The sequence below is a fragment of the Amycolatopsis sp. WAC 04197 genome (assembly GCF_003947475.1).
GTDB classification, from domain to species: Bacteria; Actinomycetota; Actinomycetes; order Mycobacteriales; family Pseudonocardiaceae; genus Amycolatopsis; species Amycolatopsis japonica.
On record NZ_QHJK01000009.1, the window covers coordinates 380,905 to 395,748 of the forward strand.

Sequence of the window (14,844 nt, forward strand, 5' to 3'; positions counted from 1 at the left end):
GACTCAGCGCGGCGACGCAGCCGCGCGGCGCCGGGACAGCGCGTCCACCGTGGCCGCGAGAAGCAGCACCAGACCGGTGACGATGTTGACCACCGCCGCCGACTGCTTCAGCAGGCCCAGCGCGTTCTCGACGACCGCCAGCACGAGACCACCGATCACCGCGTCGACGACCCGGCCCTTGCCGCCGAACAGCGAGGTACCACCGATGACGGCGGCGCCGACCGCGAACAGCAGCGTGTTGAGGCCACCGGCCTGCGGGTCGACCGAACCGACCTTCGACGAGTAGACGATCGCGCCGACCGCCGCCACCGCCGAGCAGATGACGAACACCGAGGCACGGATCTTCTCGACGTTGATACCGGCGCGGCGGGCCGCCTCGCGGTTGCCGCCGACGGCGTAGATGTGGCGGCCGTACTGCGTGCGGTTGAGCACGTAGGTGCCGAGCACCAGCAGGCCGAGCACGATCGGCACGACGTACGGGACGCCGGAGATGACGATGTTCGGGTTCGGCGCGCGGTTCAGCGTGAGCAGATAGGTCGCGATCGCGGCGACCACGCCGATCGCGCCGACCTTGAACAGCACCATCGGCGTCGGCTGGGTGACCAGGCCGCGCTTGAGCCGCGAGAAGTGCTGGCCCAGTGTCACCGCGGCGAAACCACCGGCGGCGATCAGGAACAGGACCCAGCTGCCCACAGTGGACAGATTGCCGTTGGCGACCTTGAACAGCACGTCGGAGGTGCTGATGCCGAGCGTGCCGCCCTCACCGATGAACTGGAGGATGACACCCTGCCAGGCGAGGAAGAGCGCCAGCGTCACGACGAACGAGGGCATGCCGATCTTCGAGACGAGGAAGCCGGTGAGGACACCGATCGCGCCACCGACGGAGATCGCGAGCAGCATCTCGATCCACGCGTTGGCCGCGGTTCCCGACAGCACGAGCGCGATGGCGAGCACGGCGAACCCGACACCCGCCCAGATCCGCAGGATCACGCCGAGCAGGGCGGCGATGGCGAGCACGACGAGGAACGCGATGAACACGCCGTTCCCCATGCCGCCCAACAGGTTTCCGTTGCGCACGTAGTGCATCGCCAGCACCGCGGCGGTGACGCCGGACGCGGTCCCCGCGGACAGGTCGATCTCGCCGAGCAGCAGCACGAACACGATGCCCATCGCGATGATCGCCTTGCCGGCGCCCTGTGCCATCAGGTTCGCGATGTTGTTCATCGTCAGGAAGGTGTCCGACAGCGAGGCGAACACGATCACCAGCACGAGCAGGCCGAGCAGCGCCGGGAGCGAACCCAGCTGTCCGGCCTTGAGCCGGGAGAAGTAGTCGCCGACGGCTTCGCGCGTCGACATCGATGTCGTGTCGATGCCGAAGTCCGTGATGGCCGCCGACGGGTTGAGCGCGGCGGCCGCCGACTTGCCCCCCTCCGGCGAGGCGGGCTTTGCAGGTGTCTCAGTCATTTCCGGTTCTTTCTCGCCTCTGCTCAGAGGACGGCGGCTTCGGGGCGGGCAAGGCCGAGGTCGCCGGAGCGACCGGCGGTGATCAGTTCCACGACCTGGCCGTGGGTGACGTCCTTGGTGTGCACCTCGGCGACGAGACGGCCGAGGTAGAGCACCGCGATCCGGTCGGCGACCTCGAAGACGTCGGCCATGTTGTGGCTGATCAGCACCACACCGAGGCCCTGTTCGGCGAGACGGCGGACGAGGTCGAGCACCTGACGGGTCTGCGCGACACCGAGCGCGGCGGTGGGCTCGTCGAGCAGGACGACCTTCGAGTCCCACAGCACGGATTTCGCGATCGCGACGGTCTGCCGCTGCCCGCCCGAGAGAGCCGAAACGGGCGTGCGGACGGACTTCACGGTGCGGACCGAAAGCGAGGCGAGCGTCTCGCGGGCGGCCTTCTCCATGCTGGCCTCGTCGAGCAGCCATTTGCTGCCGCGTTCCCGGCCGAGGAACATGTTCTGCACGATGTCGAGGTTCTCGGCGAGCGCGAGGTCCTGGTAGACGACCTCGATGCCCAGATCGGCGGCGTCGCGCGGGCCGTGGATGTTCACCTGCTTGCCCTGGAACGTCACCGTTCCCGAGTCGTAGCCGTGGATCCCGGCGATCGACTTGACCAAAGTGGACTTACCGGCACCGTTGTCGCCGACCAGCGCGGTGACCTCGCCGGCGCGCACGTTGAAGTCCACGTCGTGGAGGACGTGGACCGGCCCGAAGCTCTTGTTCAGCTGCTTCAGTTCGAGGATGGGTTCACTCATGGGGGTTCTCCCGGCTGGGTACCGGGCCGGTGCGCTCCGTCGGGGGAACGCACCGGCCCGGTCGTCTGGATTTAACGGGTCAGGAGATACCGAGCTGCGTGCACGCCGCGGCCAGGTCGCCGCCGCAGATCTCGGCCGCCTTGACGTAGCCCTGCGTCACGACCTCCTTGACACCGTCCTTCGTGGTCAGCTTCGGCTCGAGGAGCACGGACTTGACCTCGCGGTTGCCCTTCGGGTCCTTCGCCTTGCCGGTGGCCAGCGCGTCGGCGCCCGCCTTGTCGCCCTTGGCCAGCAGGACGGCGAGCTTCGCCGCGGCCTCGGCCTCTTCCTTGATGGGCTTGAAGACGGTCATGTACTGGTCGCCGCGCAGGATGGCCATGAGGCCGTCCGCGGTGGCGTCCTGACCGGTGACCGGGACCTTGCCGTTGAGGCCGTTCTTCTTCAGCACGGTGATGACCGCGCCGGCGAGACCGTCGTTCGCGGCGACGACGCCGTCGACCTTGCCCTTGTTGTCGGTCAGGATCTGCTCGAAGGTCTGGCCGCCCTTCTGGTTGTCCCAGTTGTCGATGGCCTGCTCGCGCACGAGCTTCAGGTCGCCGCTGGCGAACTTCGGCTGCAGCACGGACTTCTGGCCGTTGGCGAACAGCGTCGCGTTGTTGTCGGTCGGGGCACCCTCGATCATGACGACCTCGGCGCCCTTCTTGTCCTTCAGCGCGTCGGCGAGGCCCTGGCCCTGGAGCTGGCCGACCTTCTCGTTGTCGAACGAGACGTAGTAGTCGGAGCTGCCGCCGAGGTTGAGGCGGTCGTAGTCGATCGTCGGGATGCCCGCGGCCTGCGCCTTCTTGGCGACGGCCGAGCCGACCTCGCCGTTGATCGCGGCGATGATCAGGACCTTGACGTTCTGCGCGATCATGCCGTCGGCCAGCGTGGTGAACTTCTGGACGTCGCCCTGGGCGTTCTGGACGTCGGCGTCGAAGCCGGCGTCCTTGAGCGCCTTGGTCAGGAAGGGCTTGTCGAAGGACTCCCAGCGGGCGGAGGTGGCGGTCTCCGGCAGGATGACGCCGACCTTGCCACCGGCGGCGGCGCCGCCAGGGGCGGGCGCGGACTGCGAGGAGTTGCCGCTGCCCGAGTCGGCGGTGTTGGCGCCACAGGCGGAAAGCACCAGGCCGGCGCCCACCGTCGCGGCGAGGAGGGTAAGGGTTCTGCTGCGCATCCTCGTTCCTTCTCCGATCTTGCTCGCGGGCGGCGATCCTGAGAGACCGGTCGCACCATCGCGCATATGTTGTGGGCGACAACATATGCCGCCGAACGGGTTTCGCGGAAGACGGCTGAATCGATTAAGCCTCATCAAATGGACACGGTTTGGCAACGTGGCCGTAGCAAGACGTACGAAGTCTAGGTGTGCTGACGGTGTGACCGCCACCACTCACTGAGCGTGATCGGCGCAGCTCCGATTCTCCGCCCCCGGATGCTATGAAAGGTCCCTTCCTTGCAAATTCTGCAAGGAAAGGACCTTTCATAGCGCTTGCTACGGGGCGGTCACCAGGAACGCAGGGTGACGATCCGCTCTTCCAACTGCTCCACCGAAGCCATCGCGGTCGGCGGCCCGCCACAGACCCGGCGCAGTTCGTTGTGGATCGCGCCGTGCGGCTTCCGCGTCCGGTGGTGGTGCACGCCCACCAGCGCGTTCAGCTCCTTGCGCAGCGCGCCGAGCCGCTCGCTGACCGACTGCGGCCGCGCGACCGGCGCCGCCTCCTCGGCCTTGGGCTTGCGCCGCTTCTCGTCGGAGAGCTGCTCCTCCTGCCGCTTCCGCAGCAGGGCGCGGACCTGGTCCGGCTCCAGCAGCCCCGGCAGGCCGAGGTACTCCTGCTCCTCGTCGGAACCGGAGAACACCGCGGTGCCGAACGAGTTGCCGTCGTAGATCACCTGGTCGAGCTCGGCGGAGGCGCCCAGCGAGGTGAACGCCTTCTCCTCCTCGCCCGGTTCGTCCTCGGTGCGGTTGGCCTGGGCCAGGAGTTCGTCGTCCCAGCCCTCCTTCTCGCGGTGGGGCTTGCCGAGGACGTGGTCGCGCTGCGCCTCCAGCTCGCTGGCCAGCTCCAGCAGCACCGGCACGCTCGGCAGGAAGACCGAAGCCGTCTCGCCGGGTTTGCGCGAACGCACGTACCGGCCGATGGCCTGCGCGAAGAACAGCGGGGTCGACGCGCTCGTGGCGTACACACCGACGGCGAGACGCGGGACGTCGACGCCTTCGGACACCATCCGGACCGCGACGAGCCAGCGGTCGGTCGAGTCGGAGAACTCCTTGATCCGTCCGGACGCCTTGGGGTCGTCGGAGAGGACGACCGTCGGGTTCTGGCCGGAGATGCGCTGCAGGATCTTGGCGTAGGCGCGCGCCGAGTCCTGGTCGGTGGCGATCACCAGACCGCCCGCGTCCGGGATGCCGTTGGCGCGGAGCTGCGTGAGACGCGTGTCCGCGGCCTGCAGCACCGACGGGATCCACTCGCCTGCCGGGTCGAGCGCGGTGCGCCAGGCCCGCGCGTTCTGCTCGGCGGTCAGCGGCTCGCCGAGCCGCGCGGTGAACTCCTCCCCCGCGCTGGTGCGCCAGGAGGCCTCGCCGGAGTAGGCGAGGAAGACGACCGGCCGGACCACGCCGTCGGCGAGCGCGTCGGCGTAACCGTAGGCATGGTCGGCCTTGCTGCGCTGGAAACCCGAGCCGTCGGCCTCGTAGGTGACGAACGGGATCGGCGAGTCGTCGCTGCGGAACGGCGTCCCGGTGAGCGCGAGACGGCGGACGGCGGGGGTGAACGCCTCGCGGATCGCGTCACCCCACGATTTCGCGTCACCGCCGTGGTGGATCTCGTCCAGGATGACCAGGGTCTTGCGGTTCTCGGTGCGCACGCGGTGCAGTGACGGATGCGCGGCGACCTGCGCGTAGGTGACCGCGACACCTTGGTAGTCACGCGAGGTGACACCGGTGCCGTTGCGGAAGTTCGAGTCGATCGCGATACCGGCGGCCGCGGCCGAGGCGGCCCACTGGTGCTTCAGGTGCTCGGTCGGCGCGACGATGGTGATCCGCTCGACGGTCCGGTCGCTCAGCAGCTCGGCGGCGATCCGGAGACCGAACACCGTCTTGCCCGCGCCCGGCGTCGCCACGGCCAGGAAGTCCTGCGGTTTCTTCGTGAGGTACTTCGTCAGCGCCCGCCGCTGCCAGGCACGCAGCGGGCGGGCCGTGCTGTCCTTCGCCGCGGGAGGCGCGCCCAGCTCGCCTCGATCGCGTTCAACGGTTTCCGACATGCAGGTCCCCCTCCTCCCTCACTCGAAATGCCTGGTCATCCACCCTGACACAAGCGAAAACCCCCACTTGGGTATCCGGCCGCGACGCCGGCGCCTGAGGTGAGGGCACTCCGAAGAGCCTACCTTCCAGCCCCGTGGAACGCCGGAAGCGCCACCCCCGTTGTCGGGTTACTCACCCGAAAACCCAGGGGTGGCGAGCCGAATGGCGCGGCATGGACCATGCTGGACACCGTCAAGGGCGCTCGGCGCCGGCGGAGGAGCTGCATGAGCGAGGAGAACGGCCGTCCCGACACGGCCGCCGAGGTCGCGAAGGGCCGCAGGGGGCCGTTGCGCCTGCTCAGCCGCACGCTCAGCAAGGCATGGGACGGCAACATCTTCTCCGAGGCCGCCGAAGCCGCGTTCTGGCAGACGTTGTCGCTGCCGCCGCTGCTGCTCGGTCTCCTCGGTTGCCTCGGTTTCGTCGGCGACTGGTTCGGCCAGGAGGTCGTGACGGCGGTCCACGACCGGATCATCACCTTCAGCAAGACGATCTTCAGCGACAACGCCGTCCACGACATCATCGAGCCGACGGTCAACAGCATCCTCACCGTCGGCAAGGGCGAGATCGTCTCCGTCGGCTTCCTGATCTCGCTGTGGGCCGGTTCGTCGGCGATGTCGTCGTTCGTCGACGCGATCACCGTCGCGCACGACCAGTACGGCGTCCGCAACGACGTCTGGCAGCGGATCTTCGCGCTGCTGCTGTACCTGGCCGGACTGGTCATCCTGGTGGTCGGGCTGCCGCTGCTGGCGATCGGGCCGGACCTGCTCCCCCAGTTCTTCCCCACCGACTGGCGCGACACGGTGTCGTACTGGGTCGGCACGCTGTACTACCCCGTGCTGGCCGTGATGATCGTGCTGGCGCTGACGACGCTGTACAAGCTGTCCCTGCCGCGCAGGCTGCCGTGGCACCGCGGGCTGCCGGGCGCGATGCTCGCCATGGTCGTGTTCCTGCTCTCCAGCATCGGGCTGCGGATCTACCTGAACTGGATCACCAAGACCGGCTACACCTACGGCGCGCTCGCCGCGCCGATCGCGTTCCTGTTGCTGATGTTCTTCATCGGGCTCGCCGTGGTCGGCGGCGCGTACTTCAACAGCGCGATCCAGGAACTGTGGCCCGCCAAGGCGACGAAACGCCAGCGCCGGAAATGGCGGCGGCTGGAAATGGAACGTGCCAGCGAACGGATCCGTGCCGAAGAGGGCCGCAAACTGTGGGAACGGACGACCGTCCCGCTCCGCCGACCCCGCCAGAACGGCGAGACCGAATCAGAACAATCGGTGAACGAAGAAACGCAGAGCGAAACCGATCAGGTGACCGAACGGCAAAATTGAGGCCGGTCTGAGCAGGACCTCATCCCGAAGTCGTACTCCGATTCCACCCGTGGTGTGAATCCAGTCCACCCGCCGCCATGAAAAGCTCGCGGTAATCCGCACGTTCCCGAGTTGTCTTCCTGGGGGATCCCGTCATGTCCACGCTGGCCAGACTGAGCCTGCGCAACCGAAGTCTCATCGGGCTGCTCGCCCTGGTGGTGATCGGCTTCGGCGCCTTCGCCCTGCCGCAGCTGAAGCAGCAGCTGTTCCCGTCACTGCAGTTCCCGCAGGCGCAGGTCATCACGCCGTACGCGGGCGCGTCGCCGGACGCGGTCGACCGTCAGGTCACCGAGCCGCTCGAAGGCGGGCTGCAGGGTTTGAAGGGGCTCGAAGAACTGAGCTCGACGTCGTCGGAGGGGCTGTCGCGGATCACCGCGCAGTTCGAGTTCGGCACGGACATCGACGCGGCCGTGGGGCAGATCCAGCGCGTCATCGACGGGCTCAAGGCCCGCCTGCCGCAGAACAGCGAGCCGACGGTCTCCGCGGGGTCCACCGACGATCTCCCGGTCGTGCTGCTCGCCGCCGGGACCACCGGCGACCCGCAGGCGCTCGCGCCCGCGCTGACCGGGGAGGTCGCGCCGGAACTGCGCAAGATCGACGGCGTCCGCGAGGTCGACGTCACCGGTGTGCGGCAGCCGCGGGTCACCATCGCGCTGGACTACGCGAAGCTGGCGGCCGCGGGGGTCGACCCGTCGTCGATCGCCACCACGCTGCAGACCGCCGGTGCCGCCGTCCCGGCCGGGACGCTCACCGAAGGCGACAAGACGCTCACCGTCCAGGTCGGTGGCGGACCGACCACAGTGGACACGATCAAGAACCTGTACCTCACACCTTCGCAGCCTTCCCGTCCCGGGGCGCCGGCGGGCAAGCCGGTGAAACTCGGTGACGTCGCGGACGTCCAGGCGGGCTTCGCGCCGCCGACGTCGATCACGCGCACCAACGGCAAGCCGAGCCTCGGGCTTTCGATCACCATGGTGGAGAACGGGAACGCCGTCGCGATCTCGGAAGCGGTGCGGGACAAGCTGCCCGAGCTGTCGAAGAAGATCGGCGCCGAGATGAGCGTCGTGTTCGACCAGGGCACCCCGGTCAAGGACGCGATCAGCGGCCTGACCACCGAGGGCCTGCTGGGGCTGGCGTTCGCGGTCGTGGTGATCCTGCTGTTCCTGATGTCGGTGCGCTCGACGCTGGTGACGGCGGTGTCGATCCCGCTGTCGGTGGTCGTGGCGCTGCTGGCGTTGTGGACCGGCGATCTTTCGCTGAACCTGCTCACCCTCGGCGCGCTCACCATCGCCATCGGGCGGGTGGTCGACGACTCGATCGTGGTGCTGGAGAACATCAAACGACATCTGGCCTACGGCGAGGAGAAACAGCGCGCGGTGCTCGACGGCGTGCGCGAGGTCGCGGGTGCCGTGACGTCGTCCACCCTCACCACGGTCGCGGTGTTCCTGCCGATCGCCTTCGTGGGCGGGTTCGTCGGCGAGCTGTTCTCGCCGTTCGCGATCACGGTCACCGTGGCGCTGCTGGCGTCGCTGCTGGTCTCGCTGACGATCGTCCCGGTGCTGGCGTACTGGTTCCTCAAGCCGCCCAAGGCCCCGGCCGACGAACGCGAGGCCGAGCTCACGCGCCAGGCCGCCGAGGACAAGGAACGCCGCGGGCTGCTGCAGCGCGGATACGTGCCGGTGATCCGGTTCGCGACCCGGCGCCGCGTCACCGTCGTGCTGCTGGCGCTGATCATCTTCGGCGGCACGGTCGGCCTGGCCTCGCAGCTGAACACGAACTTCCTCGACCAGTCCGGCTCGACAACGCTGAGCCTTTCGCAGAAGCTGCCGCCCGGCACCAGTCCCGAGGCCAAGGAGAAGGCCGCGGGCGCGGTGGAGCAGGCGCTCGCCGCCGAACCGGCCGTCGAGACGTATCAGGTCAGCATCGGCGGAGGGAACTTCTTCGGCGGTGGCGGGACGGCGACCAGCATCCAGGTCACCGTCGCCAAGGACACCGACCTCGACGCGCTGTCGGATCGCTTGCGGGGCAAGCTGGACAAGCCGGAGCTCGGCGAGGTCAAGATCGGCGCGGAAGCCGGGGGGTTCAACTCCGACCAGGTCTCGATCACCGTCACCGCGCCGGACGAGGCGGCGCTGAAGCCCGCCGCCGAGCAGGTCCGCCAGGCGCTGTCCGGCGTCCCGGACCTCACCGAGGTGACCAGTGACCTCGCGCAGGGCTCGCCGCGCGTGCAGGTCGAGGTCGACGCCGCCAAGGCCGCCGCGAGCGGGCTTTCGGCGACCACGATCGGCCAGATCGCGAACCAGGCCATCGCCGGCCGCACGGTGACGCAGCTGCCGGTCGACGGTCAGCGCACGGACATCGTGCTGCGCGCGGGCACGGCCCCGGTGTCGGTCGACGCGGTCAAGGCGCTGCCGATCCCGAGCGCGACCGGCGTGGTCCGGCTGGACTCGGTCGCCACCGTGTCCACAGTGGACGGCCCGGCCGCGGTGCACCGCACCTCGGGCGAGCTGAGCACCACGGTCACCGCCAAGAACACCGGCGCGGACCTGGCCGCCACCACGAAGGCCATCCAGTCCAAACTGGACGGACTGACCTTTACCGGCGGAGCGGCGTACAAGCTCGGCGGGGTCAGCGAGGATCAGCAGGAGGCGTTCGGGAACCTGTTCCTCGCGCTGCTGGCCGCGGTCGCGATCGTGTACCTGATCATGGTGGCGACGTTCCGCAGCCTGATCCAGCCGCTGATCCTGCTGGTGTCGATCCCGTTCGCGGCGACCGGCGCGATCGGGCTGCTGCTGGCCACCGGGACCGCGCTGGGCCTGCCCGCGCTGATCGGGATGCTGATGCTCGTCGGCATCGTGGTGACCAACGCGATCGTGCTGATCGACCTGATCAACCAGTACCGGGCTTCGGGGATGAGCGTCGCCGACGCCGTCGTCGAAGGCGGCAGGCGACGGCTGCGGCCGATCCTGATGACCGCGGCGGCGACCATCTTCGCGCTGGTCCCGATGGCGCTCGGACTGACCGGGCAGGGCGGGTTCATCGGGCAGCCGCTGGCGATCGTGGTCATCGGCGGCCTGGTCAGCTCGACCCTGCTGACGCTGATCCTGGTGCCGACGCTGTACACGATGGTCGAGACGCGGAAGGAGAAGCGCCGCGCGAAGAAGGCGGCCCGCCGGTCACCTGCGGCGGCACCGTCCTCCGAGACGCTGACTCCGGAACCGACCGCGTAGACCTGGGGGCGGGGGAGGAAGGCACGCCGGGGCTGGGTGGGCGCCCGGCGTGCCTTTCGCATTCAGTCGACTAAATGCATGGGCGAGTCACGCCTTGCGGAACCGCCACGTCTTGCTGTCGAAGGCCACGCACCACGAAGGCGAGAGCACGACGACCCGCAGGGTCCCGTCGGCGGCGACGTCGATGCCTTCGGTCTCGAAGTTCCCGCTGCAGGTGCTCTTCAGGGGCAGTTGCCCCAGCGACGTCACCCGCCCGGTCACGTCCGAACCCGACAGCGCGCCGGAAAGATCCACCTGCAGCAGCGGCTTCGTGGTCCCGAACAGCGAGCCCTCGGGGTCGTCGGACGAGCACAGCAGCCGGGTCGCGGTGACGAAGTCGCAGCCCTGGATGTCCCGCACCGGCTTGTCGAGCCGGATCGCGGACGAGTACGGCAGGTTCGCCGCCGGGTTCGTGTGCGCGACGCCGGGCATCGGGTGCACGAGGAGGCGGTCCATCGTGCCCCACTCGCCCGCCACCATCCAGCGCGCGTCCGGGGTCACGGCGGCGAACGAGTTGTTGTTCGCCTCCCACGATTCCAGCGCGTGCGTGTAGTTCGCCCACTTCCCGTCGGGCGACTCGACGCGGAAGAGCTTCGCTCCCCGGTCGTCGCGCTGGTACGGCTCGACGTACCAGCCCTGCGCGGAACCCGGGTCGCCGACGTGGTTCCAGCCCTGGGTCGAGAGGCTCATCGGGACGGTCGCGATCCCGGTGTAGCGGTAGATCGTCCCGGACGGCCGTTCGATGGTGGCGAGGCCCTGGCCCTCGTCGAGCGGGCGGGCGTTGTCCGAACCGACCGTGGTCCAGCCGGTGACGGCCTGGGCGGCGGCGGGTGAGAACACCGCGACCAACGCGGCGATGGCGAGCACGATCCCGGTTCTACGCATGAAGGCTCCGTCCCGGCTGGGTTTCGCTGGCGGGTACTGATTACCAGCGAAAACCGGGACGGGCAGCCGCCATGTGAAGGATTTTCAGATTTTGTCCGGTATCGGACACCGGACGGACACTCAGTCGCCCGGCTTGAGACCGTCGTAGATCTTCTTGCAGTCCGGGCAGACCGGCGAACCGGGCTTCGCCGACTTCGTCACCGGGAAGACCTCACCGCACAGCGCCACCACGTGCGTGCCCATGACCGCGCTTTCGGCGATCTTGTTCTTGCGCACGTAGTGGAACATCTTCGGCGAATCGTCGTCGGTGCCGTCGGTGCCCTCGGGACGGGTATCCGGCTTCGGAAGGGTCTGAGTACTCACCCCTCCATAATGCCCCAAATCCTCCTGCGCACACCGGCGACCTGGCAGGATCTCGCCCATGTTCCAGAAGGTGCTCGCGACGTTCGGCTCGGGCGGGGCGAAGATCGACGCCCGGCTGCTCGACCGCACGGTCTCCCCCGGCCGCCCGTTGCGCGGCGAGGTCCTGCTGCTCGGCGGCGAAGTCGATCAAGAGATCAACGGTCTCTCGGTCAAACTGCTCGCCAGGGTCACGCTCCCGGACGAACGCCGCCCCGGCGTCGAGGACCTCGAGTTCGGCACCCAGCAGCTCGCGGGCAACGAGCGCATCGGCCCCGGCCAGCAGGTCCGCATCCCGTTCGAGGTCGCCCTGCCCTGGGAGACACCAATCTCCAGCGTCTTCGGCAAACCGCTGAACGGGATGGCCGTCGGCCTGCAGACCAGCCTCGACATCGCGAACTCCGTCACCGACCCGGTCGACGTCGACACCGCCGCGATCGAGCCGCTGCCCGCGCAGAAACGGATACTGGACGCCTTCAGCCGGATCGGCTTCGTCTTCCGCGAGGCCGTGCTGGAACGCGGCCGGGTCGACGGCGCGGTCCAGCAGCTCCCGTTCTTCCAGGAGATCCGCTTCACCCCGTCGCCGCGGTTCGCACCCGTCTTCACCTCGGTGGCGGTGACCTTCCTGTCCTCTCCGTCGGAGACCCAGGTCGTGCTGGAGGTGACCAAACGGGTCCGGGTGTCCAAGAGCGGCGGCTTCGGCGGGCGCGGCCAGGAGTTCCTCGGCCTGTTCAAGGTCGACCACGCCGCGCTGGAGCGGGTCAAGTGGGAGCCGCAGCTCGAAGGCTGGCTGCACGAGGTGGCCAAGGCACGCGGGATCTTCGACTGATGGACTGGCCGACCGCGATCACCCGGCTCGGTGGCGATCACCAGATCGCCGCCGTCGCGTGGAACGACCTCCAGGCCCGCTACGCCGAACCGCACCGGCGCTACCACGATCTCGGGCACGTCACGGCCGTCGCGCGGGACAGCGGGGCCCTCGCCGTCGCCTTCGGGCTCGGCGCCCGCGAACGGGCCCTCGTCGCCATCGCGGCGTGGACGCACGACGTCGTCTACGACGCCCGCCCCGGCGAGGACGAGCAGGCCAGCGCCGCCTGGACCCGCGACGAACTCACCAACGCCGGTGTCCCCGCGGCCGACGTCGAACGCGCCGGCGAGCTGATCCTCAGCACGATCCACCACGCCGCCCCCGACGAAGACCTCCTCGCCACCGCGCTGCTGGACGCCGATCTGGCGATCCTCGGCGCCGCGCCGGAGGACTACGAGCAGTACGCGAACGGTGTCCGGGAGGAGTACTCGATCTACTCCGACGAGGACTGGCGGGCGGGTCGCGCGGCCGTGCTGGAAAACCTGCTGGCCAGGCCGCGGCTGTACCGCAGCGACATCGGGCGGGCACGCTGGGAGGCCAAGGCGCGCGAGAACCTCTCGAACGAACTGACCCGATGGCGTGACGCGGACCCACATCACCGATGATGTTCGTTCGTGACTCCGCAACTGTCCCTTCACGAAGAGGTCGCCTCCGCCCTCGCCGCCGGTGACCCCGTCGTCGCGCTGGAGAGCACCATCCTCTCCCACGGTCTCCCGCCCGGCCGCAACCTCGACGTCGCCCGGCGGCTGGAGAAGGTCGTGCGCGACGGCGGCGCCGTCCCCGCGACCATCGCCGTCCTCGACGGCGTCCCCCTGATCGGCCTCACCGGCGAGCAGCTGGAACGCGTGTGCGCGCCCGGCGCGGACCTGGACAAGCTCTCCCTGCGCGACATCGGCCCGGCCGTCGGCCTCGGCCGCTCCGGCGCGACCACGGTCGCGAGCACCGCGGCACTCGCCGCCGCCGCCGGGATCGGGATGTTCGCCACCGGCGGGCTCGGCGGCGTGCACCAGGGCGCGGCGCAGAGCTGGGACGTGTCGGCGGATCTGGGCGTGCTCGCGAAGGTGCCCACCACGGTCGTCTGCTCGGGCGTGAAGTCGGTACTCGACATCGCCGCGACCCTCGAAGTGCTGGAGACCAACTCGGTGCCCGTGCTGGGTTACCGCACCGGCGAGTTCCCGGCGTTCTACCTCCGCTCGTCCGGTTTCGAGGTGCCGTGGCGGGTCGACGACGCCGCGCAGGCCGCCGCGGTCATCGCCGCGCACCGGGCGCACGCGTCTTCCGGTGTCCTGCTGGCGAATCCGATCCCGGAAGCGTCCGAAATGGACCGGGAACTGCACGACCGGCTGCTCGCCGAAGGGCTGGAACTCCTCAAGACCCGTGACGTCCACGGGAAAGACGTCACGCCGGTGCTGCTGGAGCACTTCCACACCGCCAGCGAGGGCGTGAGCCTCGACGCGAACGAGGCCTTGGTGCTGTCCAACGCGGAACTGGCCACCGAGGTCGCCGTCGCGCTCGCCGGGACCGCCGAATGAGCGGCATCGTCGTCGTGGGTGACGTCGGTCTCGACGTCGTCGCGCGGCACGAAGGCCCCATCCCGCACGGTGGCGACATCCGCGCGAAGGTCCACTTCACCAGCGGCGGCGCGGGGGCGAACACCGCGCTGTGGCTGCGCGCCGAGGACACGGAGACCACGCTGGTGGCGCGGATCGGGGACGACTCCGGCGGCCGCATGGTGAAGAGCGAACTGGAGGCGGCGGGCGTCCGCTGCGAATTCGCGGTGGACCCCGAGGAACCGACGTTCTGCGTCGTCGTGCTCGTCGACGGGGCGGGTGAGCGGAGCATGCTCGCCGACCGCGCGGCCAACGCGAAGTTCAGCCCGGAGGACATCACCGAGGCGGCCCTGGCCGGGGCGAGTCACCTGCATCTCTCGGGCTACGTCCTGCTGTACCCGTCGTCACGGCCCGCGGCGCTCGCCTCGCTGGCGGCGGCGAAGAAGGCCGGGCTGACGACGTCGGTCGACCCGCAGGCGGCGACGCTGATCACCGATCCCGCGGCCTTCCTCGACGACGTGCGCGGCGTGGACCTGCTGATGCCGAACACCAGCGAACTGGTCGCGCTGACCGGGTCGAGTGATCCCGAGGCGGCGAAGGAACTGCTGGACTACGTCGGCGAGGTCGTGGTCACCGCCGGTCTCGACGGCGCCAGCTGGGTGGACGCGAGCGGCACCATCACCTCGGTGCCCGCGCAGCCGGCGGAGTGCGTCGATTCGACCGGTGCCGGGGACGCCTTCGACGCCGGCGTGCTGGCGGCCTGGCTGCGCGGCGAGTCCACGGTGGAGGTGCTTCGGGCCGGGACGCGGCTGGGTGCCCAGGCGGTCGCGAAGGTCGGGCCGCAGCCGTAGCCAAGTGCTATGAAAGGTCCTTTCCTGGCAAAATTTGCCAGGAAAGGACCTTTCATAGCG

At 69.3% G+C, this 14,844-nt stretch carries 12 protein-coding genes; 6 read left to right on the top strand and 6 right to left on the bottom strand.

All coding sequences use genetic code 11. From position 1 onward, the window contains the following. Positions 1 to 3: 3 nt before the first annotated feature. The 4 genes from DMC64_RS31800 to DMC64_RS31815 all read right to left on the bottom strand — a co-directional run bounded on the left by DMC64_RS31800 (position 4) and on the right by DMC64_RS31815 (position 5,555). On the bottom strand, positions 4 to 1,464 hold the full coding sequence (locus DMC64_RS31800; protein WP_038515845.1) for a sugar ABC transporter permease: 1,461 nt from the start codon (positions 1,462 to 1,464) through the stop codon (positions 4 to 6). Between the two features lie 23 nt (positions 1,465 to 1,487). Continuing rightward, positions 1,488 to 2,261 carry an ATP-binding cassette domain-containing protein gene (locus tag DMC64_RS31805; protein ID WP_005164482.1) on the bottom strand — a complete coding sequence of 258 codons (774 nt, stop codon included), beginning with the start codon at positions 2,259 to 2,261 and terminating at the stop codon, positions 1,488 to 1,490. A gap of 79 nt (positions 2,262 to 2,340) precedes the next feature. Continuing rightward, entirely contained in the window at positions 2,341 to 3,474 is a 1,134-nt protein-coding gene (locus DMC64_RS31810; protein WP_016332932.1) for a sugar ABC transporter substrate-binding protein, read from the bottom strand. Between the two features lie 326 nt (positions 3,475 to 3,800). Further along, entirely contained in the window at positions 3,801 to 5,555 is a 1,755-nt protein-coding gene (locus tag DMC64_RS31815; RefSeq protein WP_125736493.1) for a DEAD/DEAH box helicase, read from the bottom strand. Positions 5,556 to 5,819: 264 nt separating this feature from the next. Here DMC64_RS31815 and DMC64_RS31820 point away from each other — a divergent pair, with 264 nt between their 5' ends. Both DMC64_RS31820 and DMC64_RS31825 read left to right on the top strand, forming a co-directional pair. Next, a complete protein-coding gene (locus DMC64_RS31820) occupies positions 5,820 to 6,923 on the top strand; it encodes a YihY/virulence factor BrkB family protein (protein ID WP_125736494.1) in 1,104 nt (367 codons plus the stop codon). 134 nt (positions 6,924 to 7,057) lie between these two features. After that, complete coding sequence (locus DMC64_RS31825) at positions 7,058 to 10,192, top strand: efflux RND transporter permease subunit (protein WP_125736495.1); 3,135 nt, start codon at positions 7,058 to 7,060, stop codon at positions 10,190 to 10,192. Positions 10,193 to 10,279: 87 nt separating this feature from the next. Here the strand turns inward: DMC64_RS31825 and DMC64_RS31830 are convergent, their stop codons facing one another. Together DMC64_RS31830 and DMC64_RS31835 are read right to left on the bottom strand one after the other, a co-directional pair. Beyond that, complete coding sequence (locus tag DMC64_RS31830; RefSeq protein WP_125736496.1) at positions 10,280 to 11,116, bottom strand: hypothetical protein; 837 nt, start codon at positions 11,114 to 11,116, stop codon at positions 10,280 to 10,282. 120 nt (positions 11,117 to 11,236) lie between these two features. Then, positions 11,237 to 11,479, bottom strand: a complete 243-nt coding sequence (locus DMC64_RS31835; protein WP_007033595.1) for a DUF3039 domain-containing protein — start codon at positions 11,477 to 11,479, stop codon at positions 11,237 to 11,239. Between the two features lie 58 nt (positions 11,480 to 11,537). Here DMC64_RS31835 and DMC64_RS31840 point away from each other — a divergent pair, with 58 nt between their 5' ends. From DMC64_RS31840 to DMC64_RS31855, 4 genes are read left to right on the top strand one after another with little or no spacing between them, the layout of a single operon-like run. Continuing rightward, positions 11,538 to 12,344: a sporulation protein gene (locus tag DMC64_RS31840; RefSeq protein WP_125736497.1), complete on the top strand. Its 807-nt coding sequence runs from the start codon at positions 11,538 to 11,540 to the stop codon at positions 12,342 to 12,344. Further along, entirely contained in the window at positions 12,344 to 12,988 is a 645-nt protein-coding gene (locus DMC64_RS31845) for a hypothetical protein (RefSeq protein ID WP_125736498.1), read from the top strand. The genes DMC64_RS31840 and DMC64_RS31845 overlap by 1 nt, the downstream gene beginning before the upstream one ends. A 9-nt stretch (positions 12,989 to 12,997) precedes the next feature. Continuing rightward, entirely contained in the window at positions 12,998 to 13,915 is a 918-nt protein-coding gene (locus DMC64_RS31850) for a pseudouridine-5'-phosphate glycosidase (RefSeq protein ID WP_125736499.1), read from the top strand. Beyond that, positions 13,912 to 14,784: a carbohydrate kinase family protein gene (locus tag DMC64_RS31855; protein WP_037343677.1), complete on the top strand. Its 873-nt coding sequence runs from the start codon at positions 13,912 to 13,914 to the stop codon at positions 14,782 to 14,784. The genes DMC64_RS31850 and DMC64_RS31855 overlap by 4 nt, the downstream gene beginning before the upstream one ends. Positions 14,785 to 14,844: the final 60 nt, after the last annotated feature.

Bases quoted from the DNA above. Each gene is read 5' to 3' on its own strand.
- DMC64_RS31800 (WP_038515845.1), bottom strand. From the start codon at position 1,464: ATGACTGAGACACCTGCAAAGCCCGCCTCGCCGGAGGGGGGCAAGTCG.
- DMC64_RS31805 (WP_005164482.1), bottom strand. From the start codon at position 2,261: ATGAGTGAACCCATCCTCGAACTGAAGCAGCTGAACAAGAGCTTCGGG.
- DMC64_RS31810 (WP_016332932.1), bottom strand. From the start codon at position 3,474: ATGCGCAGCAGAACCCTTACCCTCCTCGCCGCGACGGTGGGCGCCGGC.
- DMC64_RS31815 (WP_125736493.1), bottom strand. From the start codon at position 5,555: ATGTCGGAAACCGTTGAACGCGATCGAGGCGAGCTGGGCGCGCCTCCC.
- DMC64_RS31820 (WP_125736494.1), top strand. From the start codon at position 5,820: ATGAGCGAGGAGAACGGCCGTCCCGACACGGCCGCCGAGGTCGCGAAG.
- DMC64_RS31825 (WP_125736495.1), top strand. From the start codon at position 7,058: ATGTCCACGCTGGCCAGACTGAGCCTGCGCAACCGAAGTCTCATCGGG.
- DMC64_RS31830 (WP_125736496.1), bottom strand. From the start codon at position 11,116: ATGCGTAGAACCGGGATCGTGCTCGCCATCGCCGCGTTGGTCGCGGTG.
- DMC64_RS31840 (WP_125736497.1), top strand. From the start codon at position 11,538: ATGTTCCAGAAGGTGCTCGCGACGTTCGGCTCGGGCGGGGCGAAGATC.
- DMC64_RS31845 (WP_125736498.1), top strand. From the start codon at position 12,344: ATGGACTGGCCGACCGCGATCACCCGGCTCGGTGGCGATCACCAGATC.
- DMC64_RS31855 (WP_037343677.1), top strand. From the start codon at position 13,912: ATGAGCGGCATCGTCGTCGTGGGTGACGTCGGTCTCGACGTCGTCGCG.